Source organism: Flagellimonas pacifica (assembly GCF_900215465.1).
GTDB lineage: Bacteria > Bacteroidota > Bacteroidia > Flavobacteriales > Flavobacteriaceae > Flagellimonas > Flagellimonas pacifica.
The window spans coordinates 92795-116617 of sequence record NZ_OBEH01000003.1; the positions used below are offsets into that span (position 1 = coordinate 92795).

The 23823-nt window shown below is 37.5% G+C and carries 22 protein-coding genes; 14 read left to right on the plus strand and 8 right to left on the minus strand.

Features of this window, described 5'->3' with window-relative positions; all coding sequences use genetic code 11:
- Positions 1–57: 57 nt before the first annotated feature.
- A complete protein-coding gene (pepT, locus tag CRO15_RS10200; protein WP_097046182.1) occupies positions 58–1287 on the minus strand; it encodes a peptidase T in 1230 nt (409 codons plus the stop codon).
- Between the two features lie 98 nt (positions 1288–1385).
- Here pepT and CRO15_RS10205 point away from each other — a divergent pair, with 98 nt between their 5' ends.
- From CRO15_RS10205 to CRO15_RS10235, 7 genes are all read left to right on the plus strand, one after another.
- The gene (locus CRO15_RS10205; RefSeq protein ID WP_133067242.1) at positions 1386–1805 is read left to right on the plus strand and encodes a hypothetical protein; all 420 of its coding nucleotides are present in this window, start codon (positions 1386–1388) and stop codon (positions 1803–1805) included.
- Between the two features lie 53 nt (positions 1806–1858).
- Positions 1859–2899 (plus strand): quinone-dependent dihydroorotate dehydrogenase, encoded by a 1041-nt coding sequence (locus CRO15_RS10210; RefSeq protein WP_097045737.1) that lies wholly within the window; start codon positions 1859–1861, stop codon positions 2897–2899.
- 140 nt (positions 2900–3039) lie between these two features.
- The gene (locus CRO15_RS10215) at positions 3040–3666 is read left to right on the plus strand and encodes a LysE family translocator (RefSeq protein WP_097045738.1); all 627 of its coding nucleotides are present in this window, start codon (positions 3040–3042) and stop codon (positions 3664–3666) included.
- A 21-nt stretch (positions 3667–3687) separates the two neighbouring features.
- On the plus strand, positions 3688–4551 hold the full coding sequence (locus CRO15_RS10220; RefSeq protein WP_097045739.1) for a hydroxymethylglutaryl-CoA lyase: 864 nt from the start codon (positions 3688–3690) through the stop codon (positions 4549–4551).
- A 155-nt stretch (positions 4552–4706) separates the two neighbouring features.
- Entirely contained in the window at positions 4707–5885 is a 1179-nt protein-coding gene (locus CRO15_RS10225; RefSeq protein ID WP_097045740.1) for a hypothetical protein, read from the plus strand.
- Between the two features lie 81 nt (positions 5886–5966).
- Entirely contained in the window at positions 5967–6497 is a 531-nt protein-coding gene (locus tag CRO15_RS10230; protein ID WP_097045741.1) for an FMN-binding protein, read from the plus strand.
- Entirely contained in the window at positions 6497–6994 is a 498-nt protein-coding gene (locus CRO15_RS10235; protein ID WP_097045742.1) for a hypothetical protein, read from the plus strand. The genes CRO15_RS10230 and CRO15_RS10235 overlap by 1 nt, the downstream gene beginning before the upstream one ends.
- Before the next feature lie 24 nt (positions 6995–7018).
- Here CRO15_RS10235 and CRO15_RS10240 read toward each other — a convergent pair whose 3' ends face one another.
- Entirely contained in the window at positions 7019–7369 is a 351-nt protein-coding gene (locus CRO15_RS10240; RefSeq protein WP_097045743.1) for a DUF6686 family protein, read from the minus strand.
- Between the two features lie 139 nt (positions 7370–7508).
- Here CRO15_RS10240 and guaB point away from each other — a divergent pair, with 139 nt between their 5' ends.
- Together guaB and CRO15_RS10250 are read left to right on the plus strand one after the other, a co-directional pair.
- Complete coding sequence (gene guaB, locus CRO15_RS10245) at positions 7509–8981, plus strand: IMP dehydrogenase (protein ID WP_097045744.1); 1473 nt, start codon at positions 7509–7511, stop codon at positions 8979–8981.
- A 56-nt stretch (positions 8982–9037) separates the two neighbouring features.
- On the plus strand, positions 9038–11005 hold the full coding sequence (locus tag CRO15_RS10250) for a toxin-antitoxin system YwqK family antitoxin (protein WP_097045745.1): 1968 nt from the start codon (positions 9038–9040) through the stop codon (positions 11003–11005).
- 1 nt (position 11006) lies between these two features.
- On the opposite strand, the gene CRO15_RS10255 is transcribed toward CRO15_RS10250, so the two are convergent.
- The 3 genes from CRO15_RS10255 to lysA all read right to left on the minus strand — a co-directional run bounded on the left by CRO15_RS10255 (position 11007) and on the right by lysA (position 13258).
- A complete protein-coding gene (locus CRO15_RS10255; RefSeq protein WP_097045746.1) occupies positions 11007–11534 on the minus strand; it encodes a thioredoxin family protein in 528 nt (175 codons plus the stop codon).
- A 70-nt stretch (positions 11535–11604) separates the two neighbouring features.
- Positions 11605–12018, minus strand: coding sequence for a DUF3995 domain-containing protein (locus tag CRO15_RS10260; RefSeq protein ID WP_097045747.1), 414 nt, complete (start codon positions 12016–12018; stop codon positions 11605–11607).
- Between the two features lies 1 nt (position 12019).
- Positions 12020–13258 carry a diaminopimelate decarboxylase gene (gene lysA, locus CRO15_RS10265; RefSeq protein WP_097045748.1) on the minus strand — a complete coding sequence of 413 codons (1239 nt, stop codon included), beginning with the start codon at positions 13256–13258 and terminating at the stop codon, positions 12020–12022.
- Positions 13259–13424: 166 nt separating this feature from the next.
- Here lysA and CRO15_RS10270 point away from each other — a divergent pair, with 166 nt between their 5' ends.
- The 5 genes from CRO15_RS10270 to CRO15_RS10290 all read left to right on the plus strand — a co-directional run bounded on the left by CRO15_RS10270 (position 13425) and on the right by CRO15_RS10290 (position 17184).
- Positions 13425–14063: an LON peptidase substrate-binding domain-containing protein gene (locus tag CRO15_RS10270; RefSeq protein ID WP_097045749.1), complete on the plus strand. Its 639-nt coding sequence runs from the start codon at positions 13425–13427 to the stop codon at positions 14061–14063.
- A gap of 141 nt (positions 14064–14204) precedes the next feature.
- Positions 14205–15398 (plus strand): ADP-forming succinate--CoA ligase subunit beta, encoded by a 1194-nt coding sequence (gene sucC / locus CRO15_RS10275; RefSeq protein ID WP_097045750.1) that lies wholly within the window; start codon positions 14205–14207, stop codon positions 15396–15398.
- Positions 15399–15789: 391 nt separating this feature from the next.
- Positions 15790–16128 (plus strand): hypothetical protein, encoded by a 339-nt coding sequence (locus tag CRO15_RS10280; RefSeq protein WP_097045751.1) that lies wholly within the window; start codon positions 15790–15792, stop codon positions 16126–16128.
- A 113-nt stretch (positions 16129–16241) separates the two neighbouring features.
- Positions 16242–16643, plus strand: coding sequence for a hypothetical protein (locus CRO15_RS10285; protein WP_097045752.1), 402 nt, complete (start codon positions 16242–16244; stop codon positions 16641–16643).
- 115 nt (positions 16644–16758) lie between these two features.
- Positions 16759–17184: an Hsp20/alpha crystallin family protein gene (locus tag CRO15_RS10290; protein WP_097045753.1), complete on the plus strand. Its 426-nt coding sequence runs from the start codon at positions 16759–16761 to the stop codon at positions 17182–17184.
- Positions 17185–17284: 100 nt separating this feature from the next.
- Here CRO15_RS10290 and uvrB read toward each other — a convergent pair whose 3' ends face one another.
- From uvrB to CRO15_RS10305, 3 genes are all read right to left on the minus strand, one after another.
- Positions 17285–19273 (minus strand): excinuclease ABC subunit UvrB, encoded by a 1989-nt coding sequence (gene uvrB, locus CRO15_RS10295; protein ID WP_097045754.1) that lies wholly within the window; start codon positions 19271–19273, stop codon positions 17285–17287.
- A gap of 49 nt (positions 19274–19322) precedes the next feature.
- Positions 19323–20987: a T9SS type B sorting domain-containing protein gene (locus CRO15_RS10300; protein ID WP_165769943.1), complete on the minus strand. Its 1665-nt coding sequence runs from the start codon at positions 20985–20987 to the stop codon at positions 19323–19325.
- Between the two features lie 118 nt (positions 20988–21105).
- A complete protein-coding gene (locus tag CRO15_RS10305; protein WP_097045756.1) occupies positions 21106–23820 on the minus strand; it encodes a T9SS type B sorting domain-containing protein in 2715 nt (904 codons plus the stop codon).
- Between the last annotated feature and the right edge of the window lie 3 nt (positions 23821–23823).

Below are 23823 nucleotides of genomic sequence, written 5' to 3' on the forward strand. Positions count from 1 at the left end.
TGTGGTAAACAGTATTGGTACCACCGCTTTTTGAACCATGGGGATGATTTTCCTCATTTATTTTATTTGAACAGCAGTGAGTTCGCAGATTTTTACAATGACTTCAACCGCTTTTTGCATACTTTCCAAAGGGATGTATTCATATTTTCCATGAAAATTATGACCTCCGGCAAAAATATTTGGGCAGGGCAATCCCATAAAACTTAATTGTGAACCATCGGTTCCCCCACGAATGGGTTTGACGATAGGTTCAACACCCACAGATTCCATAGCCTCCTGTGCAATTTCAACAATATGGAAAACAGGTACTATCTTTTCATGCATGTTTCTGTATTGATCCTCAATACGCAGTGTTATATAATCACCGTATTTTTTTTGAAGCTTTTCGGTAATGTCTTGCAATAGTTGTTTCCTTGCTTCAAAGTGACCTTCATCATGGTCTCGAATAATGAGTTCAATTTCGGCTTTTTCAATTTCCCCCTTTATACGGTGTACATGAAAAAAACCTTCCCTATCCGTCGTGCACTCTGGAACTTCTCTTGAAGGGAGAAGACCCAAAAACTCATTGGCAATACCAATGGCGTTTACCATTTTGTTTTTGGCGTAACCCGGGTGAACACTCTTTCCTTCTATTTGGATTTTGGCGCTGGCGGCATTAAAATTTTCAAATTCCAGTTCTCCCATCTGACTTCCATCCATAGTATATGCCCAAGCTGCTCCAAACTTTTTAACATCAAATTTATGGGCGCCCCTTCCTATCTCTTCATCTGGAGTAAAGGCAATACGGATTTCACCGTGCTTTATTTCCGGATGCTGAACTAAGTATTCCATAGCCGTAATGATTTCGGCAATACCAGCTTTATCATCTGCACCTAACAATGTTGTGCCATCCGTGGTAATCAAAGTCTGGCCTTTGTACTGGTGCAAATCTTCAAAGTAATCAGGAGACAATACAATATTCTTGCCTTTGTTCAGCATAATATCTTTCCCATCATAATTCTTGACTACTTGAGGCTTTACATTCTTTGCCGTAAAATCAGGAGAGGTATCAAAATGTGAGATAAAACCAATAATGGGTACTTTTTTGTCCGTATTGCTAGGAAGTGTAGCCATGATATATGCATTTTCGTCTATGGAAACCTCTTGCATTCCTATTTGATGAAGCTCCAATACCAATTTTTTAGCTAAATCCCACTGTTTTTCAGTGCTGGGCGTAGTTTTGGAATAGGGGTCACTCTGGGTGTCAATGGTTACATATTCAAGAAATCGAGGTAGTAATTTTTCCATAAAATGCATTTCATCAAAAATAATGTTTATTCAATCGTGATTTTAAGAAAAAATAGAGGTGAAAAACTATCTTTCCCGTTTTGAGAAAACCAAACCAATTGAAAGCCATACTTTTTTACCTTTTTTTGATTTCCTGCTTTTTTGGTGTTGCCCAAGAAGAATGTTCTTTAGGTATTGGCGGACAGGACGATGAGACCATTGCAGAAGTTTTTCAACTTAACGAAGTGCAATTGGAAAAAATGAAGAATTGGAGCGCTGAGCTTAAAGTGAGAAACGAACATTTAAAGAGCCAGGCCGAATATCTATTAAAACGACATGCCCAAAGCTCCCCGGAAGATTTAATGAATATTTCATACAAGTATAAAGACCTGTTGGATAGTATGAAGCAGAATTCGCGAATGTTGGACAAGCGGTTATTATGCACTTTTAATAATAGACAATACAATTTCTATATCAACTTATGTAATCAACTTACGTTGCGCCCTATCTATATAGATAGGTCAGTTAACGAAAAATAACCGATTTCTTAAATTCTGAATGTAGAGTTTATATTTTTGACAAAATTTTATAAATGTACAAGTTCCTAATACGCCCAATACTTTTTCTTTTTGATGCCGAATCTGTACATTATTTTTCCTTTAGTGCCATAAAGACATTTTCAAGATTTGGACTAAACCGAATCTTCAGAAAAGTTTTTTCTGTAAATGACCATAAATTGGAACGGGAGGTTTTTGGATTAAAATTTAAAAACCCAGTTGGTCTTGCTGCCGGTTTTGATAAAGATGCCAAATTGTACAATGAATTGTCCGATTTTGGTTTTGGATTTATAGAGATAGGAACATTGACTCCTAAACCTCAACCAGGAAACCCTAAAAAAAGATTGTTCAGATTGTTGGATGACCAAGCTATCATTAACCGCATGGGATTCAATAATAAAGGCGTTTTTGAAGCAGTTGAACAACTAAAAAAGAAACATAGGGTGCTTATTGGGGGCAATATTGGAAAGAATAAGGTGACCACCAATAAAGATGCTATTAAGGATTATTTGATATGTTTTGAAGCGCTTTTTGAGCATGTGGATTATTTTGTGGTTAACGTAAGTTCTCCCAATACTCCAGGCCTAAGAGAGTTGCAGGATAAAGAACCGCTGACTGACTTATTAAAAAAATTGAAGCGACAGAGTAGGAAACTGGCAAATAAACATGAAGAAAAGGAAAAACCTATTTTACTCAAAATTGCACCAGATTTAAGTGATGACCAGTTGATGGATATCATTTCTATTATTAGTGATGCCGCAATTGATGGAGTAATTGCAACGAACACTACCATTTCCAGAAAAGGACTAAAATCGCATCTAATTATTTCTGAAGAAAAAGGTGGATTGAGTGGAAAACCTCTTGCCAAAAGAAGTACAGAAGTAATTCGGTTTTTGGCAGAAAAAAGTAACAAGGCATTTCCCATTATTGGAGTAGGGGGAATACATAGCCCAGAAGATGCGCTTGAAAAGTTGGATGCAGGTGCTGATTTGATACAGTTGTACACTGGATTTATATATGAAGGACCTGCCTTGGTCAAAAAAATAAATCAAGCTATTCTCAGTCGTACATCTTAATTACTTGGCTTTTATCAGAAAGACATAAGAGAATACTATGGTATACAGATTGATTATTCTCTGGAATTACCATCATTTGATAGGTCCACTATTTTCAATGATCAATATTTTGTACTTTTCAAAAGAATAAAACAGCGGTATTGAATTATGAAATATTGGCAGGATTTGTTCTTGCTTCTTCAGCTTTGGCCATAGCTCCAGGGCCAGATAATATTTTTGTGCTTACCCAGAGTGTTTCCAACGGCGTGAAATCTGGATTGGCCACTGTAGCGGGATTGGTCAGTGGATGTTTGGTACATACAACGCTTTTGGCATTTGGAGTATCGGAAATTATTAAAAGGAGTGACTCATTATTTTTTGGTATCAAGTTATTTGGAGCCATTTATCTCTTGTATTTAGCGGTGATGGTTTACAGAAGTGATGCAACTATACTTCTGGATGAGAAGAATGCTTCAACCAAGGGATTGTCCAAACTATTTTGGAAGGGTTTTACCATGAATGTACTTAACCCCAAGGTGACCATTTTTTTCTTAGCATTTTTTCCAGGTTTTTTATTCAGTGATGAACTTCACACTATAATCCAATTTTACGTATTGGGTATACTTTTTATGCTAGTCGCCTCTGTTATTTTTGGTTTGATCGCTGTTTTGGCAGGAAGTATTTCCAGCTACCTCTTAAAAAAACCAAAAGCGGGAATATTTCTTAAATGGTTGCAGATTGTTGTGTTCGTTTTGATTGCCGCTTATCTATTGCTATCGGATAAATAATGGTAATTTTACAGGTAACCTATGTCAAAAGTCAAACTTATAGAATGCCCCAGGGATGCCATGCAAGGCATAAAAACCTTTATTCCTACTCAGGAAAAGGTAAAGTACATTCAATCCCTATTGGGTTGTGGTTTTGACACCATAGATTTTGGAAGTTTTGTTTCTCCAAAGGCCATTCCCCAGATGGTAGATACGGCCGATGTTTTAGCGCAATTAGACCTTTCCAAGACCGTGAGCAAACTTTTGGCCATTGTGGCCAATACCAGAGGAGCAAATGATGCCTGCAAACATTCGGCAATTGATTATTTGGGCTACCCCTTTTCCATCTCGGAGAATTTTCAAATGCGAAATACCCATAAGACCATTGCCCAATCTGTGGAAACATTGAAAGGCATTTTGGAAATTGCAAATAACAATAACAAAGAGGTGGTCACATACATTTCTATGGGTTTTGGAAATCCATATGGTGACCCTTGGAATGTTGAAATAGTAGGGGAGTGGACAGAAAAATTGGCAGGAATGGGAGTCAAAATACTTTCCCTTTCAGATACTATTGGAAGTTCTACCCCAGATGTAATTGATTATTTGTTTTCCAATTTGATTCCTAAGTACCCAGAGGTGGAATTTGGCGCCCATTTACACACAACACCCACCAAATGGCATGAAAAGGTTAATGCAGCTTACAAGGCGGGCTGTAGACGATTTGATGGTGCAGTTCAAGGTTTTGGAGGTTGCCCCATGGCAAAGGACGAGCTTACCGGAAACATGCCTACGGAGAAAATGCTTTCCTATTTTACTTCAGAAAAAGTGGATTCCAACGTAAACTGGATGGTTTTTGAAGCTGCTTATAACAAAGCCACCGAATTATTTTCAGTATACCATTGATTCTTTTTTGAAAGGCTTCATTAAGGAATGAAAATGTTAAATCTTAAAATTTATTTAAATTAAGTCTAAATTAATTTGGCCTATTCTAAAGGGCGAAATATATTTGCCACTTCAAATTTATTTTAAATCAATCTAAATAACAATAAGCAATTATCATGAGACATTATATTCTCTTATTTACCGTATTATTTTCATCATCAATTTTTGCGCAGACCCAGACAGATTCTATTACGTTAAATCCACAAAAACAAATTAACGCAGCACAGCGTTTGTTGTCAGGTAACTACGCTTCGGCAGTAACTGTTGGTGCATATGGAGAGATGTTGTATAACCAGCCTGAAGGTGGAAATGGAGAAATTGATGTGCAACGATTGGTACTTCTTTTTGGATATAGATTTGATGACAGAACCCAGTTTGTGACGGAAGTGGAGTTTGAGCATGTAGAAGAGGTTTTTGTTGAACAAGCTTTTGTAAATTATAATGCAGCGCCCAACTTTAATATTCGAGGAGGGCTGATGCTTGTGCCAATGGGGATTGTAAACGAATTTCATGAGCCTACGACCTTTAATGGTACAGAAAGACCAGCTATAGATAATGTGATTGTACCAACCACCTGGAGAGAACTTGGAGTAGGGGTAACGGGAAGATTTAATTCTATTTCTCTAGGATACCAAGCATATCTTTTTAATGGTTTTAAATCTTCCGAAGCTGATGGTGAAGGTGGAGTGTCCGGAATCTTAAAGGGATCAAACGGATTGCGTAGTGGAAGACAAAAGGGAATCAAATCAACGATAGACAGCCCAAATTTGGCTACAAAATTGGATTACTATGGTATCCCGGGACTTAGATTAGGCCTTTCAACCTATTTTGGAAGAACGCAGGCGGATGATGATGTAGAGCAGTTTAATGGATCAGATATTGGTATTGCCATGTTGGGATTGGATGCTAGATATGCTTACCAACGCTTTACGGCAAGAGGACAATTCATTCATGCATCTTTATCAGATACTGAAGCATACAATGCACTAACTGGAAGAGATTTGGGAAGTGCTTTACAAGGTTGGTATGTTGAAGGAGCCTATAATTTGCTTCCAACTGGTAAAAGACAAAAGCTATTTGCTTTTGCCCGTTATGAAAAATATGATACACATGCCAGTACCGATGGCTCCATAGCTGACAATGAAGCATATGATAAAACGGATATTACCACGGGATTAACCTACCACATTGCTCCAGGTGTTGTGGTTAAGGGAGATTACCAGTTTAGAAGCAACGCTTTGGATGGTGATGATGTTACCGATAGACTGAATTTTGGAATAGGGGTGTGGTTTTAACCACACCTTTATAGTAATAGGAATTAAGATCTTTATCTTATTTTTATTCATAATAAGTCTAAATTAATATATATTTGGAGCATGAAATTGGTAAGACTATCAGCCAGTATAATATTAGTGCTCCTGTTTTGTGGATTCGGTATTCCAAAAGGAGTTCATAAAAAGGTGGTGAAGGAAGTTGAAAAAACTTTTGAAGTAATGGATTTTACTATGAATCCTATTACTGTTACCAATGATTTGAATGCTGAACTGCCATCTAAAATTTCAGGGTCAAACCTCTATAGGGTATTTGATGAAACTTCGCTTTTAGGGTATGTTTTTGTAGACCAAGCACCTAGCAAAACTGCAAAGTTTGACTATTTGGTGGTGTTTGACCAAGATTTAAAAGTGGTAAACTCCAAAATATTGATTTATCGGGAAGATTACGGAGGCGAGATTGGAAGCAAAAGATGGTTGAAGCAGTTTCTAGGAAAAACTGGAGGTGATAGAGTAAGTCACGAAACAAATATTGACGCTATTTCAGGAGCTACGATTTCCGTAAGGTCCATGACCAAATCCATGGATAATCTTTTGCAAACCGTTGGTATCCTTCAAGAAAAAGGACAATTGTAATGACTTATAATGGTCTCTTGACTACATTCCCAAGGGAAATCAAACTATTTATAGGTGTTTTTGTCATCATTCTTTCCATTGGGTTTTTTACTGGATTATTATTTGTAAAACAGGCCGATTCTGCTACTCCTGCAGGTGTTGAGGAAAACTATTTGGGCAATGAGGAAGATGAAGAAGCTGCGGTAATGAAGTTTAAAAAAGGGGATCGTGAAATGTTGACGATTGTTCATACCCATATTCTTTCCATGTCGTTTATCTTCTTTTTATTAGGTGGGCTGGTATGGATTACCAAGTTTCCTAAAAAATGGAAATTATTTTTGACAATTGAACCTTTTCTATCCGTGTTGTTAACCTTTGGGGGTATTTACTTGATGTGGAAAGGGATATTGTGGTTAAAGTACGTAGTTATTTTCTCAGGTACATTAATGACCCTAACATTTACTTTTTCAGCAATGTTGGTACTGCTACAATGTTTTAAACCCAACAGCGGCCAATAAATTAGAGTGAAAATTGTACTTGGCTCAGTTTTCTATAAATCGATAGTTGATATCACTATAACTTAAAAGTTCTACCTGATTCAACTGAAGCGTAAGCAAACGTTTTATTTCATGAATTTCTGATTTGCTCACCAGAATTATAAAATGCTTTTCACCAACTGAGATTGGAATTTTTCGTTCATGTATCCAGTTTTTAAATTCCTTTTCCCAATAGGAAACATCCAATTGTGCGATATATGATTTAAATGCCTCCAATTCCCATTCATACAGCTCAAAACACAGATTGTTGAAAACCAATTGAAAAAGCTTGCTGCTATTGCAAAAGGTCAGCATTCCGTTTTTGGTTTGACTTAGGATTTTTAGAGACTTGCACATAAGCGGTATTTTTGAGTAAAGATATTTATTATTTATAATAAGTCTAAATAAATATAATGAAAATATAGAACTAAATATTGGTACGGTTCAACTTGAATTAAAATATGGTATATTTGCACGCAATTAATCCGTAATTGCAATGGAAGCCCACCTAAAAAAAATCGTTGGCGAAGGACTGACATATGATGATGTACTCCTTGTGCCTGGATATTCAGAAGTCCTCCCTAGGGAAGTCAACATCCAAACAAAATTCACTAGAAACATTACCATCAACGTTCCTGTGGTATCAGCTGCGATGGATACCGTTACCGAATCTCAAATGGCCATTGCCATGGCAAGAGAGGGTGGAATTGGTGTTTTACATAAAAACATGACGATAACTCAACAGGCTATTAAAGTGCGAAAGGTAAAGCGTGCGGAAAGTGGTATGATCATGGATCCTGTGACACTTCCTCTTGATTCTTCAGTTAAGGATGCCAAAGCCAGTATGAAAGAACATAGCATTGGCGGAATTCCAATTGTAGACGCTGATAAAAAGTTGATTGGTATTGTAACCAACCGAGATTTAAGATTTGAGAAAAATAACGATCGTTCCATAGCTGAGGTAATGACCTCTGAGAATTTGGTAACTGTTGGTGAAGGAACTTCTTTAGAAGAGGCAGAAGTTATTTTGCAAAAGAATAAGATTGAGAAGCTACCGGTGGTCAATGACAATGACATTCTCGTTGGGCTAATTACTTTTAGGGATATTACCAAGTTGACCCAAAAGCCAATTGCAAACAAGGATCAATATGGACGTTTGCGTGTGGCCGCCGCCATAGGTGTTACCGCTGATGCAGTGGATAGGGCAGAAGCTTTGGTGAATGCCGGAGTTGATGCTATTATTATAGACACAGCTCATGGTCATACTCAAGGAGTGGTGAATGTATTAAAGGATGTGAAAAAATCTTTTCCTAACCTTGACGTGGTTGTTGGGAATATTGCCACAGGCGAAGCTGCAAAATACTTGGTGGAAGCAGGAGCAGATGCTGTTAAGGTGGGGATTGGCCCAGGCTCAATTTGTACAACTCGTGTAGTTGCAGGAGTTGGATTTCCCCAATTTTCAGCAGTTTTAGAAGTAGCTGCAGCCATAAAAGGTACAGGTGTTCCTGTTATAGCAGATGGTGGAATTCGATATACTGGAGATATTCCAAAAGCGATAGCGGCTGGAGCGGATACTGTGATGTTAGGTTCTCTTTTGGCAGGAACAAAGGAATCCCCTGGAGAAACCATTATCTATGAAGGTCGAAAGTTCAAGTCGTACCGAGGGATGGGGTCTGTGGAAGCCATGAAGGAGGGAAGCAAGGACCGTTATTTCCAAGATGTGGAGGATGACATTAAAAAATTGGTTCCAGAAGGAATCGTAGGTCGCGTACCCTATAAAGGTGAACTGTTTGAAAGCATCCATCAGTTTGTTGGCGGACTGCGCGCTGGTATGGGCTATTGTGGCGCTAAGGATATTGAAACCTTAAAAGAAACTGGGAGATTTGTAAAAATCACTGCCAGTGGGATCAACGAAAGCCATCCACATGATGTCACCATTACTAAGGAAAGTCCAAATTATAGTAGATAAGAAACACTAAGCCCGAACATTCGGGCTTTTTTTATGCATTGTTTAAACCTCAACTAATGAAATATTTCAGTTTTTTGGCATTTTTCTTTGTTCTGCAATTTGCCCTTATTGCCCAAACTTCTCCAAAAATCCCTGATTATCAAAAGATAGAGTTATTGGATATAGAGGATAACAAAGTTTTTTTAAAGGATTATTTTGAAACCACAGATAAGGAAAAGTTTACGTTGGTGTTGACCTGGTTCGGAATGGACTATTGTGGTCCCTGCATACTTTCTTTGAAAAGGGTAGTGGAGCATTATGATGATTCAAACGATTTCAATATTGTAGTAGTGACTTTTGTTACCCATTCTAAGTTTAATAAGGCAAAGTACAAAGAAAATTTGCTGACAGGAGCATATAAAAGTTATTTAGATAAGGGAGTAGTTTTTTTAACAGATGATGTGAAAGGTTCGGAAAAAGGTTATGCTGATTTAACAAAGGAGAGTGCAGCTCCTAATTTTAGTCTATTTTATATGGGTAGTTTTGTCAATTTGCATAAAGGAGGTATTGTCAAAGTAGATAAGATAAAACAGTTTTTCAATTTTGTTAGACATTCGGGAAAGGAGTTTTACGGGAATGGATTGCCAAAAAAACTGAGCGGTTATTGGAAATCTGATGAGGATTTAAATGAAACTCATAAGGTTTATCATAAGAATAGGAAATTGGATAGTATTTATACCAAGAAAAATGGTGTTTTTCATGGCCCCTTTCAAACATTTTGGGACAATGGTTTTTTAAAAGAATCAAGAACTATTACTGGACTTTCTTATAATGATTATGAAGGAGTAAGAATTTCCTACTATCGAAGTGGTCAATTGGAAGAAAAGAGTGAGAAAGGGATTTATGGTCGTTCCTATTATGAGAATGGCGATATAAGAAGGGAGTTTGTAGCTGCTAATGATTCAACAAAGGGTAGAGATGTTGGGTACTACAAAAATGGACAAATAGAATATGAAAAAGGGTTGGACTATACAGAAGAAGAAAGTGGAAAGAAGGGTAGTAGGTCAGTTTGGTACTATGAAAATGGAGCGAAAAAGAAAGAGAAGTTTTATGTGGACGAAAAGAATAGCGAAAAACATTATTATAAATCCGGTAGTATAAAATTTCATATCACTAAGGGTGAGAATTTTATGATAGGGTATTATGAGAATGGAGCTGTTAAAACTAAACTTGAATCTTTTGAAGATAAATCAGGAGGTATGGAAAAGTTGTATGATGAAAAGGGTAATCTGAAACATGAGATTACTGTATCCAATGATTATATAAAAAATGGGCCTTCAAAGTTATACTACGAGAATGGTCAATTAAAAGAAGAGGGAGGATATGTTTCTGGTAAAAAAAATGGACAACATAAGAGTTTTTACAAGAATGGTAACGTAGAAACAATAATCCATTATTCTGAAGGGATATTGGAGGGGAGTGCCAAAGGATATTATAAAAATGGTAACTTATATAAGGAAGTTAATTATGTAAAGGGCAAAGAAGATGGTACTGCAAAATTGTACTATGAGAATGATCAATTACATGAGCAAACGGGTTATATTTCTGGGAAAAGACATGGTCTCCATTTGCTCTATTTTTTAAATGGACAACTACGTTCAAAAATGCTATGGGAGCATGGTAAACGTATGCAAATATTGGAACAATATGCCAAGGATGGAGGAACTTTAAAAAAAGGGACATTGAAAAACGGGAATGGAACTATCCGTACTTATTATGTTAATGGAGCTCTAGAATTGGAAGGAAACTATATAAATGGATTGAGAAATGGCTTAAGAACAGTTTATTACGAAAATGGACAGATAAAGCTTAAATCAAACTATAAAGATGAAAGGCTTATGGAAATAATGGAGTTGTATGATGAACGAGGAAATAAGTTAGACCAAGGAACATTAAAAAATGGGACTGGTGTCGTTAATGAGTTTAACAATGAAGGAGAGTTTTTACGTAAGGTTGACTACATCAAAGGAGCAGAGCAGAAGTAGATTATTGTCTAGAGGTGACACGTCTTAATTGTCTGAAATAATCATCACTAGTAAAAACTTCTGCTATTTCTAGGAATTGCTTAGGTTTTCTATAACCGGGTATAGGTACTATTATGTTTTTTTCGGTATCAATAAAAACTACAGTAGGGTAGCTTAATCTACCATTTAATAGCATGACTGCAAACTCATGATAGCCACTTCTTCCATGTGGTACAAATTTGTATTTTTCTCCTCCGTATTTGATAGGGTTTTTACTTTTTTCAGCATTGAATTTTACCATGTAAAAATTCTTGCTCATAAATTCAGCTACTTCTGGGTTTTGGAAAGTATTCTTGTCCATTTTTTTGCACCAGCCGCACCAATCTGTATAGACATCCACAAATATCTTTTTTGGGTTTGCATCGGTTTGAGATAGTTGGTAAGCTTCATCCCAACTCAACCATTGCACATTTTGTGCTTGGGCATGGAATCCAACCAAAAGAAAAAGAAATAAGCTAATCTGGGTAAAGTAGGTAAAAACTGCACGCATCGTTCCTTGATTTTGAGGGTTTAGTCTTTCGACTATTACAAAACTAACGAAAATTGTGCCAAAATAGTGTTCAGTCCATCAACTCCAGAATCAAGATCAATGCGCCCATAAGTAAGCACAGTGGGGAGTAGTACCTCGTATCCAAAGCAGAAAACTTGCTATTTTTGGCGGTTTTAAAAAAGCCTACGTACTTAAAATCCCCAAAAGCTCGGATAATGAAAATGATACCAATACCTATGGAAACATATTGCAACCATTCAAAATCAACATAATCGATAATTCTATTAATGAATACAAATGCAAAGCCAAGCAGAATAAGACCTACAAGTACCGCCATAATCTTGTTGGGCGTTTTTACATGATTACTTCCTATTTCGGTTGGAACAACTGTTTCAGGGTTTTTGATACCAAACAATGCCCAAAAAAAATGAAGTATGGCCAAAATGATCAGAATAATTGAAATTAAAATGGCCAATACATCCATGTTACTTTATAGCTGCCGCTTTTGGTTTTTTAAATAAATCTTTTGCATCAACTTGATTTTTAAGGATATCATCAAAAGTTTCCCTTTGGCGAATTAGATAAGCCTTTCCTTTGTGCCAAAGCACTTCGGCGGGACGATATCTTGAGTTATAATTGCTGGACATTGTAAAGCAATATGCTCCTGCGTTGTTAAAACAAAGGATGTCGCCTTCCGAAATCTCGTTGATTCTACGATTACTGCCAAAAGTATCCGTTTCGCAAATATAACCAACAATAGAGTAATAGCGTTCCTTGCCCTTTGGGTTGGACAAATTGACAATTTCGTGGGAAGCACCATAAAGCATCGGGCGAATCAAATGATTAAAGCCTGAATCAACACTTGCAAAAACCGTGGAAGTGGTTTGTTTTACAACATTGACTTTTGCTAAAAAGTGACCAGCTTCGCTCACTAAAAACTTACCGGGTTCAAAAGCCAAGGTCAGCTCTTTACCATATTCAGCACAAAACTCATTGAATCTTGCCGTAAGTTTTTTACCCAATTCTTCAATATTGGTCTGAATGTCACCAGTTCTATAAGGCACCTTAAATCCACTACCAAAATCGATAAAATCTAAATTTTTGAAGTTTTTGGCTGTTTCAAAAAGTATTTCTGAAGCATATAGGAACACATCAATATCCAGAATATCACTCCCGGTATGCATGTGGATGCCATTTATGTTCATTTTGGTCAATTCCACAATACGGAGCAAATGTGGAATTTGATGAATGCTGATACCAAACTTAGAATCAATATGCCCAACGGAAATTTTCGAATTTCCACCTGCCATTACATGTGGGTTTATGCGAATACAGACAGGAACATCAGGATGTTTGCTGCCAAACTGCTCTAAAATGGATAGATTGTCTATGTTGATTTGGACGCCGAGGGCGGATGCTTCTTCAATCTCTTCCAAAGAAACGCCATTAGGGGTATATATAATTGACTCAGGTTTAAAACCGGCCATTAACCCCAATTTTACCTCTTGAATTGAAACTGTATCCAATCCACTACCTAAATGGTTCATTAAACGAAGTATTGTAATGTTGGAAAGCGCCTTTGCCGCATAATTTAATCTAAGGCTGCCAACACCGGAAAAAGCTTTGGTCAATCTTTGAAACTGTGAAGTGATTTTTTCACTGTCGTACACATATAGTGGTGCACCAAATTTGTTTGCAAGATTCAACAGGTTTGAAGAATTCATATGTAATTAGTCTTTTGAACAAATCTAAAGGTTGCTGTTCAGTTGCACAAGAATATAAAATCAAAATAATATAAATATAACAAAATGTTTTAAAAATAACATTTGTTCAAGATGTATCACTTGCCGCTTTTAATTTCACATTGTATTTTTAGTGCAAATTCCAATGATGAAATTACCTCTATTCCCATTGCAGTCTGTTTTTTTCCCCGGTGAGACCGTACCATTGCATATTTTTGAAGAACGCTACAAACAATTGATCAATGATTGTAGGCAAGAGGCGGTAACTTTTGGAATTCCGGTATATATTGACAACACCATATCCTATGGAACGGAAGTGCAATTGGTGGAAGTTGTAAATACCTATGAGAGTGGAGAGATGGATGTAATCTGTATTGCAAGGCAGGTGTTCAAAGTTTTATCTTTTGAAAATCAAATGGATGAAAAACTTTATGCTGGCGGGGATGTGGAGTTTTTGGATGTTAAAAATGATGCTGATGAGGCATTGAGGAAAGAGGTTTTACAAAAACTAGAGGTTTTATATGATTTAATGGATGTGCCCTTTACCAAGGTTTCTCCCAAGCAGTTTAATAGTTATTCCTTAGCGCACAAAATGGGTCTCTCTTTTGAACAAGAATATCAATTACTTCAAATTGCCAGCGAAGTAGACCGTCTGCGGTTTATTAAAAACCATTTAGAAACAACAACAAATGTCTTGCAAGAGATAAATCGGACCAAGACCATAATCGAAATGAATGGTCACTTTAAAAATTTTGACCCTTTGGACTATGAAGATTTTAAGGCGTAGGCCCAACAAATAGCAATGTTGAATCTATAAATTGGGCTTCTTACTCAGGTCAATATCCCACAAGCTCAATTATTCGCTTTTCATCTTCAATTTGTCAATGTCGTTTTCTATTTTTGTCGCCAAACAAAAGTTAATTCGCAGATGAATCTTCACGAATATCAGGGAAAAGAAATTTTAGCCAGCTTTGGGGTTAGAATCCAACGAGGAATTGTTGCCCGTAATGCCAAAGAAGCGGTAGATGCTGCAAAGCGGCTCACACAAGAAACCGGAACAGGTTGGCACGTAATCAAAGCTCAGGTCCACGCAGGTGGTCGTGGTAAAGGCGGAGGTGTTAAATTGGCCAAGAACCTGAAAGAGGTTGAAGAGTTGGCAGGGAACATCATTGGAATGAATTTGATTACCCCGCAAACTTCGGCAGAAGGTAAAAAAGTACACCAAGTGCTTATCGCTGAAGATGTATACTATCCAGGTGATAGTGAGACGAATGAGTTTTACATGTCTGTATTGCTGAACAGGGGTACAGGTAGAAATATGATTATGTATTCTACCGAAGGAGGTATGGATATTGAGGAAGTTGCTGAGAAGACCCCCCATCTAATATATACGGAGGAGATTGATCCAGCTACTGGACTATTGCCATTCCAGGCACGTAGGATTGCATTCAACTTGGGCTTGTCAGGTACGGCGTTTAAGGAAATGGTGAAATTCGTTTCTGCTTTATACAAAGCATATCAAGAAAGTGACGCCAGTTTGTTTGAGATCAATCCGGTCTTAAAAACATCTGACGATAAGATTATGGCGGTGGACGCCAAAGTATCCATTGATGATAACGCCCTATATAGAAGAAAGACCTATGCGGAAATGCGGGATCTTCGTGAGGAAAACCCTATTGAGGTTGAAGCTCGTGAGGTAGGGTTAAACTATGTTGACCTTGATGGAAACGTAGGTTGTATGGTAAATGGAGCTGGTTTGGCCATGGCCACCATGGATTTAATAAAAATGGCAGGTGGGGAGCCTGCTAACTTTTTGGATGTCGGAGGTACCGCAGATGCTAAAAGAGTAGAAGAGGCATTTCGTATCATTTTGAAAGATCCAAATGTAAAGGCGATCCTAATCAATATTTTTGGAGGTATTGTGCGTTGTGATAGGGTGGCCCAGGGTGTTGTGGATGCCTATAAAAATATGGGTGATGCCATTAAAGTGCCTATTATTGTAAGGTTACAAGGTACTAATGCTGAACTGGCCAAAGAAATTATCGATAATTCCGGATTGGCGGTTCATTCAGCGGTTCAATTCCAAGAAGCTGCAGATAAGGTAAAGGAAGTATTGGGATAAATTTTCTCAACTTAAAAAAAGTAAAGGGCAACGTTTGTTTAACGTTGCCCTTTTTGGTTTTGGTAATTCTTATATTAAAACTTTCTGTTTCTATCAATATCCTGAGTCGGAAATAACTGTTCTTCTCAAAAAAACGGGGATAGATATGTAAGGTTCCTAAGTTTACATTAAATCTTACAAAATGTAGGAATATTATCTCAATGTTATATGATTTAAGCATTGGTTAAATCGAAGTCTAACATTAGTCATTAAGCAAAATTTCAGCATAATTTTGTCTCGTCTTTATAAAGAAACGTTCTTCTGAATTTTAGTTAATCAATGTAAAGGTGTTGCTTGTTATACATCTTTTAAAAGCCCTAATTATCATTTAAATCACAAAACGAATTGAAACATGAAAAAAATCCGTATTACCGCATTGGTCATAATTATGTTAGCCATTGGAAATTTAAAAGCGAACAATTTGGACAGAAGTAATCCTTCAAGAAATCTTTCTGTTCAGATTCAAGAAATGTTGAAAGGAAACCTACTGAGGGTTAATGGTGAAGAATTGATAGGAAAGGTACGTTTTACAATCAATAAACAGAGTGAGATTGTGGTTCTTTCCGTTGATACCAACAGTGAATTGTTGGAAGATTTTGTCAAGCATAGATTGAATTACCAAAAAGTAGAATTGAACTCCTCTGTAAAGGGAAAGATTTATCAAGTTCCTGTAAGGGTTTTGGCTCAATAGCCATATTTTTTGAGTTGGTTTGTAAAACCCTGATTCAATTCAGGGTTTTTTTATGCACTAAAATGGGTTGTTTTGGAGTTATCTAACTAGCACTTGGCCTCAAAACATATACAATGGGAACGTACGAAGAGAAATTGAGCATACTTTCTGAAATGATTTCGTTTGCAAGGGTCGATTACTCTTTGAAGGATTCTGAGCATCACTTTTTACTTAGCGTTGCCTCAAATCTTGGAATAGGAGAAGATACTTTTAATGAGCTGCTCAAGAAGAAATCCCCTAAAGTGGTGCTTAAGTCACAGGCAGAACGCATTGTCCAGTTCCATAGGTTGCTGCTTTTGATGAACATAGACGAAGAACAACACGAAAAAGAAATAAGTACACTTCATAATATAGGTCTTGCGATGGGATTGCCCCCTTCCGCTATTGGGCAAGTTTTGGAAGTCATGCACAAGTATCCAAACAAGGTGGTTCCCCCAGATGTACTTATCAATATTTTTAAAGCTCACTACAACTAAGACATTTTGTCATTAATATTTATTAATAAAATGTCAAAATGACACGTATTTTGCTATGGTACAGCATTTGACTATGATTAGGTGATTTAAATGTTTAATGTAAAATTTGATCACCATGAGTTTAGTTAAAAGAAATAATTTGTTTTTTCCTTCCTTAATGAACGATTTGTTCACTCCTGATTGGTTTGGGGGAGTTGATAATTTGAATACTTCGGTTCCTGCTGTAAATATAAAGGACAACACCGAGGGTTTTGAGCTGGAACTTGCTGTTCCTGGAGCCAAAAAAGAAGATTTTAAAGTTGAGGTAGACAATGATATCCTCACCATTTCAAGCGAAGCGAAATCGGAGAACGAAGAAACCAAGGAAAATTACACCAGAAAAGAATTTACGTATTCATCTTTCAATCGTGCATTTACGCTACCAGAAACTGTAGATGGTACCAAAATAGATGCAAAATATGAAGATGGAATCTTAAGGTTAACCCTTCCAAAAAAGGATGAGGCACTACCAGAACCCAAGCGATTAATTTCTATAGGATAGGTTCAGATAAAAGAATTGTAGAACACCAACTTAGGTGTTTCATGATGGTTGGTTTAGTTGGTTAGTTGGGGAAAGCCCTGCCTTTTGGTGGGGCTTTCTTCTATTCTTGTTCTTGTAGCATCTTAATTTCATCCCGCAACTTGGCAGCTTCCATAAAATTAAGTTCTTTGGCCGCTTTTTCCATGGCCTTTCTTTTTTCGCGAATCATTTTTTCCTTTTGATCTTGAGTCAAATATTCCAAGTCAGGTTCGGCAGCGCGTAGCTCCTCTTTTTGAAAATGATAAGTGGAAACGGAGTTTTTGGCCAGGGCATTATCCAAAGTTTTGTTCAATGCCTTGGGAACAACATTGTTTTCTGTGTTATATGCTATTTGTTTTTCTCTACGGTAGTTGGTCTCATCGATGGTTTTTTGCATGCTATCTGTAATTGTGTCCGCATACATTATGGCTTTACCGTTTAAATTACGGGCCGCACGGCCTACTGTTTGCGTCAAGGAACGGTTACTGCGCAAAAAACCTTCTTTATCAGCATCCAAAATAGCAACCAAAGAAACTTCAGGTAGGTCTAAACCTTCTCGTAATAGATTTACTCCAATTAAAACGTCGAATATGCCTTTTCTCAAATCCTGCATTATCTCAACACGTTCCAAAGTATCCACATCACTATGAATGTATCTGCAACGTATATCAATTCTAGCGAGATATTTGGCTAATTCTTCTGCCATACGTTTGGTCAAAGTGGTCACAAGCGTACGTTCATCGGCCTCAACGCGCTGCTGAATTTCTTCTACCAAATCATCAATTTGGTTCATGCTGGGTCTAACTTCAATAATTGGATCCAATAAACCAGTAGGTCTGATGACTTGTTCAACATAAACTCCTTGACTCAATTGTAGCTCATAATCAGCAGGGGTGGCACTTACATATATGACCTGGTTTTGTAAGGCCTCAAACTCCTCAAATTTCAGAGGTCTATTATCCATTGCAGCAGGAAGCCTGAACCCGTAGTCAACTAAATTTTCTTTTCTGGAACGATCACCACCATACATGGCATGGACTTGTGGAATGGTTACATGGCTCTCATCAATAATCATCAAATAATCATCTGGAAAATAGTCCAACAAACAGAAAGGTCTTGTGCCCGGCTCCCTGCCGTCCAAATATCTGGAATAGTTTTCAATCCCAGAACAATACCCCAGTTCTCTGATCATTTCCAAATCAAAATTGGTTCTTTCCTCCAAACGTTTTGCTTCAAGAGGTCGACCTATTTCTTTGAAATAGTCAATTTGTTTTACCAAGTCATCTTGAATTTGATGAATTGCATTTTGAAGAACATCGGGAGAGGTAACGAACATATTTGCGGGATATATGTTCAATGACTCATATTCCTCTATAACTTTGTTGTTAAAGGGATCCAAAGCTTCAATTTCTTCAATTTCATCTCCAAAAAAATGTATTCTGAAGGCATGGTCGGCATAACCTGGGAATACATCAACAACATCACCTTTGACCCTGAAGTTACCATTTCTAAAATCGGCCGTTGTTCTAGAATAAAGGCTTTGAACAAGCTGTTTTAAGAACTTTGTTCTTGATATCACTTGGTCTCTGTGTATAGAGATTACGTTTTTTTGAAACTCTACAGGGTTGCCAATACCGTAAAGACAGGAGACAGAGGCGACTACCAGCACATCTCTTCGCCCTGACAGCAAGGATGAGGTAGCACTCAATCTTAATTTCTCTATATCTTCGTTGATGGATAAATCTTTTTCAATATAAAGTCCACTGGTTGGGATGTAAGCTTCAGGCTGGTAGTAGTCATAATAGGATACAAAGTACTCTATGGCGTTTTTTGGGAAAAACTGCTTGAACTCAGAGTAGAGCTGAGCTGCCAAGGTCTTATTATGGGCCAAAACAAGAGTTGGGCGTTGCACGGACTCCACCACGTTTGCCACTGTAAATGTTTTTCCAGAACCTGTCACACCTAATAAGGTTTGATGTGTTTCTTTTTCCTCAATTCCAGTAACTAATTGGCGTATAGCCTCGGGTTGGTCACCTGTAGGTTTAAATTCTGATACTACCTGAAATTTCATTTCATAAAAATACTAAAGCGTAATACCAAAACGAAGTGAAAAGGCGAGATTATCGCTTCAAAGAGAAATGGCCCAATATTTCTCTATTCGTAATATCCAAGGCCTTGTACCAATAATCACCGGATGGTAATGGCTGTCCAGCAAAATTACCATCCCACCCTTGGGAATTCTGGGTAATCTCTTTCAAAAATTTACCATATCGGTCAAATATCCGAATGCTCTGCAAAACGATTTCCGCTCCGCTACGAGGTTGAATGAATTGCCAGAAATCGTTGACATTGTCCCCATTGGGTGTAAAGAATTTTGGGAAACCTTCTACGGTAAGGTCTTGAACAAATTTTTTCTCAGCAATGCCACAACCATTTTTGTCTCGAACATAAAAAGTATGTGTTCCAGGTGCAACGGCATTAAAAATATTGCTATTCTGATATGGTCCATCAATAGTATCAATGGCAAATTCATAATCTCCATTCCCAGATGCATTAACCGTCACTTCCAATCCAAAGGTGTTTTCCGAGGTTAATAGATCATCAATAGATGCAATTTCGGAGGAAACCACATTGAATTCCCTGGTTGATGGGCATTCTAAGCTGCCTCCTGACTGCGGAATCAAATTATACGCTTCATATTTATAGGTTCCATTTTCAGTAAGGGCAACCTCAATGGTTTCGGATAATAATGTTTCATTGCCAAATTGGTCTACTTTATACCATCGATAACCATCTGCAACATCATTTGAAGTTACAATGAACGGAGTTTCATTTTGGCATAGGGATAAAGTTTCTGGAAAATCTATTTCAGGATTCAATGTTACTGTTTCCCCTGTTGCTAGATCCAAATAAGGACCACACCCTAAAATGGTTGAAAAGCTTTCTTGTCCACAACTAAGGGCATTTCCAGCTGCATTGTAGGGTACAATGGTTATAAAGAAAGTTCGGTTTGCTTCAAAGTCCAACACAAAAGTTGAGTTTGTCGCAAATGAAGCGTTGTCAAGAATGTCTGCCGTTTCAGGAGATGAACCTATGGTAACCCTATATCCGGTTGCTTCTGGAACAGGAACCCATTCTATAAAAGGAGTTAAAGGAACATTGATAGCTCCATTTAATGGACTCACAAGATTTGTACATCCAGGTAAACTTGCCAATTCACCTGTTGTGAAACTAGTTTCAGTACAGCCAGTTGCAGTACCATTTTCATTGCTGGGAGATACGGTGACATAGATAGTGGTATTGGCAGGAAACTGACCCGGAGGATTGTATGAAAGTGTGTTTCCTACATTGATTGGGGAAAGGATATCATTTCCGCCAGGTGTTGTGCCAAGACTAACTACATAACTAGTGGCTGAAGGGGCATAGTTCCAAACCAAATTTGAAAATACACTCACATTACTTGCGCCATCGAGTGGGGTTTTCATGGTAGTGCAAGAAGGTGGAGTGATTACATCTTCTGTTGTGAACGATTGGCTTGGACAAATAATATCTGCTCCACCTTCAAATAAGAAATCCAGAATTATGGTGACATAAATTTGGGTATTTTCCGGAAGCCCCAAAGGAGGGGTGTATGAAGTGGAATTTCCAACAGACCGCTCTAAAATGTCCGCACTGCCGGGGGTTGTGCCTAAACGAATCCGATAAGCCGGGATTCCATCTGAAGCCTCCCAGGAAATAGTAGTGTTCACTGAAACATTGCTGTCCCCATTTAGGGGACTTGACAAGCCCGGGCAGGTTTGTGCCTTTCCAAGAATGGAAAAGCATAAAGTTGATATGAGAAGCAATTTTTTTAACATTTGACAAAAATCAAACTCTTTAATTTAGTGATTTTTATCTCTAGAATTATCTTTTAAGGGCGAAATGCCCCTTAAAAATTCTACCATCTTCCAATGAGACCCTAAACCAATAATCGGAGGCAGGTAAAGCATTATTGTTGAAAGTGCCATCCCATCCTTCTGTTTTTGGACTGATTTGGGCCACTAATTGTCCAAATCGATTATAAATGGAAATAATACTTTCAGCCTGAAAAAGGCTGTTTGCACCAATGATTTGCCAAGAATCATTATAATTATCACCATTGGGTGTAAAAAACTTTGGATATCCAATAACTGAAATCTTTTTCCTAGCTATTCCACATCCATTTTTATCTCTTACGTAAATGATGGGAAAGCCTGGTTGTATATTTCTGAACTCTGGGGAATCTTGATAGTTATTACCATCTAGGGAATATTCGTAATCACCATCACCGGAAACAATTACTTCAATTAGGTTGTTTTCCCAGATATCTTCAATGCGTTCGTCTTCAATTTTGGCTATGTTCGATGGAATCACTTCAAATTCCACTTCATTGGTACATTCAAAACTTCCATCATTGGTGTTGTAAATGTACCCTGCCAAAAGGGTGTAATTCCCTGTAGAAGAAACCTGAAGATCCTGTTGATTTCCCATTTCTTGGTTAAGGCCACCTTCGTTTTTGTACCATCTATAGAAATCAAATCCTCCAGGGGCTTTTATTGGTAATGGAGGGCCATCAGTACACCATAAAATCTCGTTATCAAAAGTAAATGATGGTGTTGGGTTGACCACTAGATGAATTACATCTATATCTTCACATTCATTACTATCCTCAATTCTGGCATAAATGGTTTTAGAAATACTTTTATAAACACCTGATATTGAATTTTGTTCTAGACTGGCATCTTCTAAAGTAGCATAAAAAGCAATGTCCTTGTTTGGGTAATTTACTTGTTGAAAATCACTAAGGTCAAACGTTGATTCCAATAATAGATCTTCTGGGTTATCATCACATTGATAAAATGATTTTTCGTCATCCGGGGTAAAAACAACAGATCTGACAGTTAACTCCAACTCACCGAAGTTCTCACAACCCATTTCATCTGCGACCTTATATTGAATGGTTTGGTTAAACGGAGTTGAATTAACGTAGCCAATAGGGTCCGTGATGGGACTGTTGGTAGTTATATCTGCAGGAGATTCGTAAAATGAAAATGTATAGGATGTATCAAAAATTGCTTGTTCCAAATTAAAAAAGGTAATACCATCTGTAGCGTTGTTGGTATTGATGTCACATTGTACCAAAGAAAGAAAAGGAGCATTAGGAAGAGGGTTAACAGAAATGAATGCTTCCCCTATTATCGGGCATTCACTAGGGTCGCTAAGTGTTATCTCAAGAGAATAACGTCCAGAATCTGTAACATCTGCAGTGTTTATAGCAAGAACATTACTTGGGTTAGTGATAGGATTTCCATCTTTTTCCCAATTATAAGTTGCACCAGGGATGTTTTCCACCTCAAGATTAAAAGGTTCTCCATAACAAATATCCAAAGAAGTAGATGTGGAACCATCTGTATTTTTTACTATCTCTACCCGGTCAAAAAAGGACTGGATAAACGGCGGAAGGCCTTGTGTTGCATTTCGGCCATTCAAAGATATGGCATTATGCTTGTAATTGGCAGCGATTCCTTTTTCATTGGGATTTTCAATAACGCCCAAATAAGGTGTTCCTTTAATATAACTTTCTGCTATGGTCCTATATATTTTGCCATTTTGACCTAGTTGAAGTGCTCCTCTATATATTGGATTTCTATCAATTTCAACTTCTGAAGCAGATATATCCGTAGCAGTAAGGTCAAATTGCAATAAAGAAGAGGAATGTCCTCCATCTTGATTGGCAGGTTCATTGTTTGAGGTGTGGGTATACAAGAATTGCTGGTTTGGCGAAAATTCAATGCCATAGGGAAATTTGTTTGGAGCGGTAATTGTCAATATTTGTTGATTGGAAACAACCCCTGTATTTGCGTCAAAATCATATATGTAAAGACCATTCGAGGAATTGGCACTGGCTAGTGTTTTGCCATCTGCCGAGAATTTTAAATATCCTCTGGGATCTACAACCTGGAGATCATTGAATGTACTTTTAACCGGTGTGGCATTGACGCCAGTTGGGGAAATTTCATATGCATAATACGTATTGAACCTTCCAACTCCTCCACTGTATGTTCCTAAAACAACAACCCAAATGGAATTGTCCATACAGTTTTTGACCACTGCAGAAATCTTTTCTGAGCAATCTTCAAGTAGATTGACATTTTTTAGAATTACGGCACCGTTTCCTCCATTTAGTGATAGGTCTACCACCGAATAATTTAAACCAAGATCAGGGTCATCCTCAAAAGTGGACGTATCCACTGTGAAAATGTAAATGATATTGGGGTCTTGGGGTTTTTGTACGATAATTGCGGATTGTGTGCTAGAAGGATCACCATAGAGTCCCGATCCGTTTTGCATAAGACTATGATTGCCATCATAAACCCTAATGCCATCAGTATATAATAATAGATTGCCAGCCGCATCGGATAAAGAAGCACAACCTTCAAAAGTATTTATTCTACCATTAGTGAGTGGTACAACGGTTCCGTCGTTGTTGAATTTTATTCCGGCACCGTTCCCAAAATACCAATTAGAGGTCTCTCCCTGTCCGAATAAGGCAAAGGAAAATAGTGAAATAAGAAATAAGCAAATGTATTTATATAGCATTCA

Bases quoted from the DNA above. Each gene is read 5' to 3' on its own strand.
- pepT (WP_097046182.1), bottom strand. From the start codon at position 1,287: ATGGAAAAATTACTACCTCGATTTCTTGAATATGTAACCATTGACACC.
- CRO15_RS10210 (WP_097045737.1), top strand. From the start codon at position 1,859: ATGTACAAGTTCCTAATACGCCCAATACTTTTTCTTTTTGATGCCGAA.
- CRO15_RS10220 (WP_097045739.1), top strand. From the start codon at position 3,688: ATGTCAAAAGTCAAACTTATAGAATGCCCCAGGGATGCCATGCAAGGC.
- CRO15_RS10225 (WP_097045740.1), top strand. From the start codon at position 4,707: ATGAGACATTATATTCTCTTATTTACCGTATTATTTTCATCATCAATT.
- CRO15_RS10230 (WP_097045741.1), top strand. From the start codon at position 5,967: ATGAAATTGGTAAGACTATCAGCCAGTATAATATTAGTGCTCCTGTTT.
- CRO15_RS10235 (WP_097045742.1), top strand. From the start codon at position 6,497: ATGACTTATAATGGTCTCTTGACTACATTCCCAAGGGAAATCAAACTA.
- CRO15_RS10240 (WP_097045743.1), bottom strand. From the start codon at position 7,369: ATGTGCAAGTCTCTAAAAATCCTAAGTCAAACCAAAAACGGAATGCTG.
- guaB (WP_097045744.1), top strand. From the start codon at position 7,509: ATGGAAGCCCACCTAAAAAAAATCGTTGGCGAAGGACTGACATATGAT.
- CRO15_RS10250 (WP_097045745.1), top strand. From the start codon at position 9,038: ATGAAATATTTCAGTTTTTTGGCATTTTTCTTTGTTCTGCAATTTGCC.
- CRO15_RS10255 (WP_097045746.1), bottom strand. From the start codon at position 11,534: ATGCGTGCAGTTTTTACCTACTTTACCCAGATTAGCTTATTTCTTTTT.
- CRO15_RS10260 (WP_097045747.1), bottom strand. From the start codon at position 12,018: ATGGATGTATTGGCCATTTTAATTTCAATTATTCTGATCATTTTGGCC.
- lysA (WP_097045748.1), bottom strand. From the start codon at position 13,258: ATGAATTCTTCAAACCTGTTGAATCTTGCAAACAAATTTGGTGCACCA.
- CRO15_RS10270 (WP_097045749.1), top strand. From the start codon at position 13,425: ATGAAATTACCTCTATTCCCATTGCAGTCTGTTTTTTTCCCCGGTGAG.
- sucC (WP_097045750.1), top strand. From the start codon at position 14,205: ATGAATCTTCACGAATATCAGGGAAAAGAAATTTTAGCCAGCTTTGGG.
- CRO15_RS10280 (WP_097045751.1), top strand. From the start codon at position 15,790: ATGAAAAAAATCCGTATTACCGCATTGGTCATAATTATGTTAGCCATT.
- CRO15_RS10285 (WP_097045752.1), top strand. From the start codon at position 16,242: ATGGGAACGTACGAAGAGAAATTGAGCATACTTTCTGAAATGATTTCG.
- CRO15_RS10290 (WP_097045753.1), top strand. From the start codon at position 16,759: ATGAGTTTAGTTAAAAGAAATAATTTGTTTTTTCCTTCCTTAATGAAC.
- uvrB (WP_097045754.1), bottom strand. From the start codon at position 19,273: ATGAAATTTCAGGTAGTATCAGAATTTAAACCTACAGGTGACCAACCC.
- CRO15_RS10305 (WP_097045756.1), bottom strand. From the start codon at position 23,820: ATGCTATATAAATACATTTGCTTATTTCTTATTTCACTATTTTCCTTT.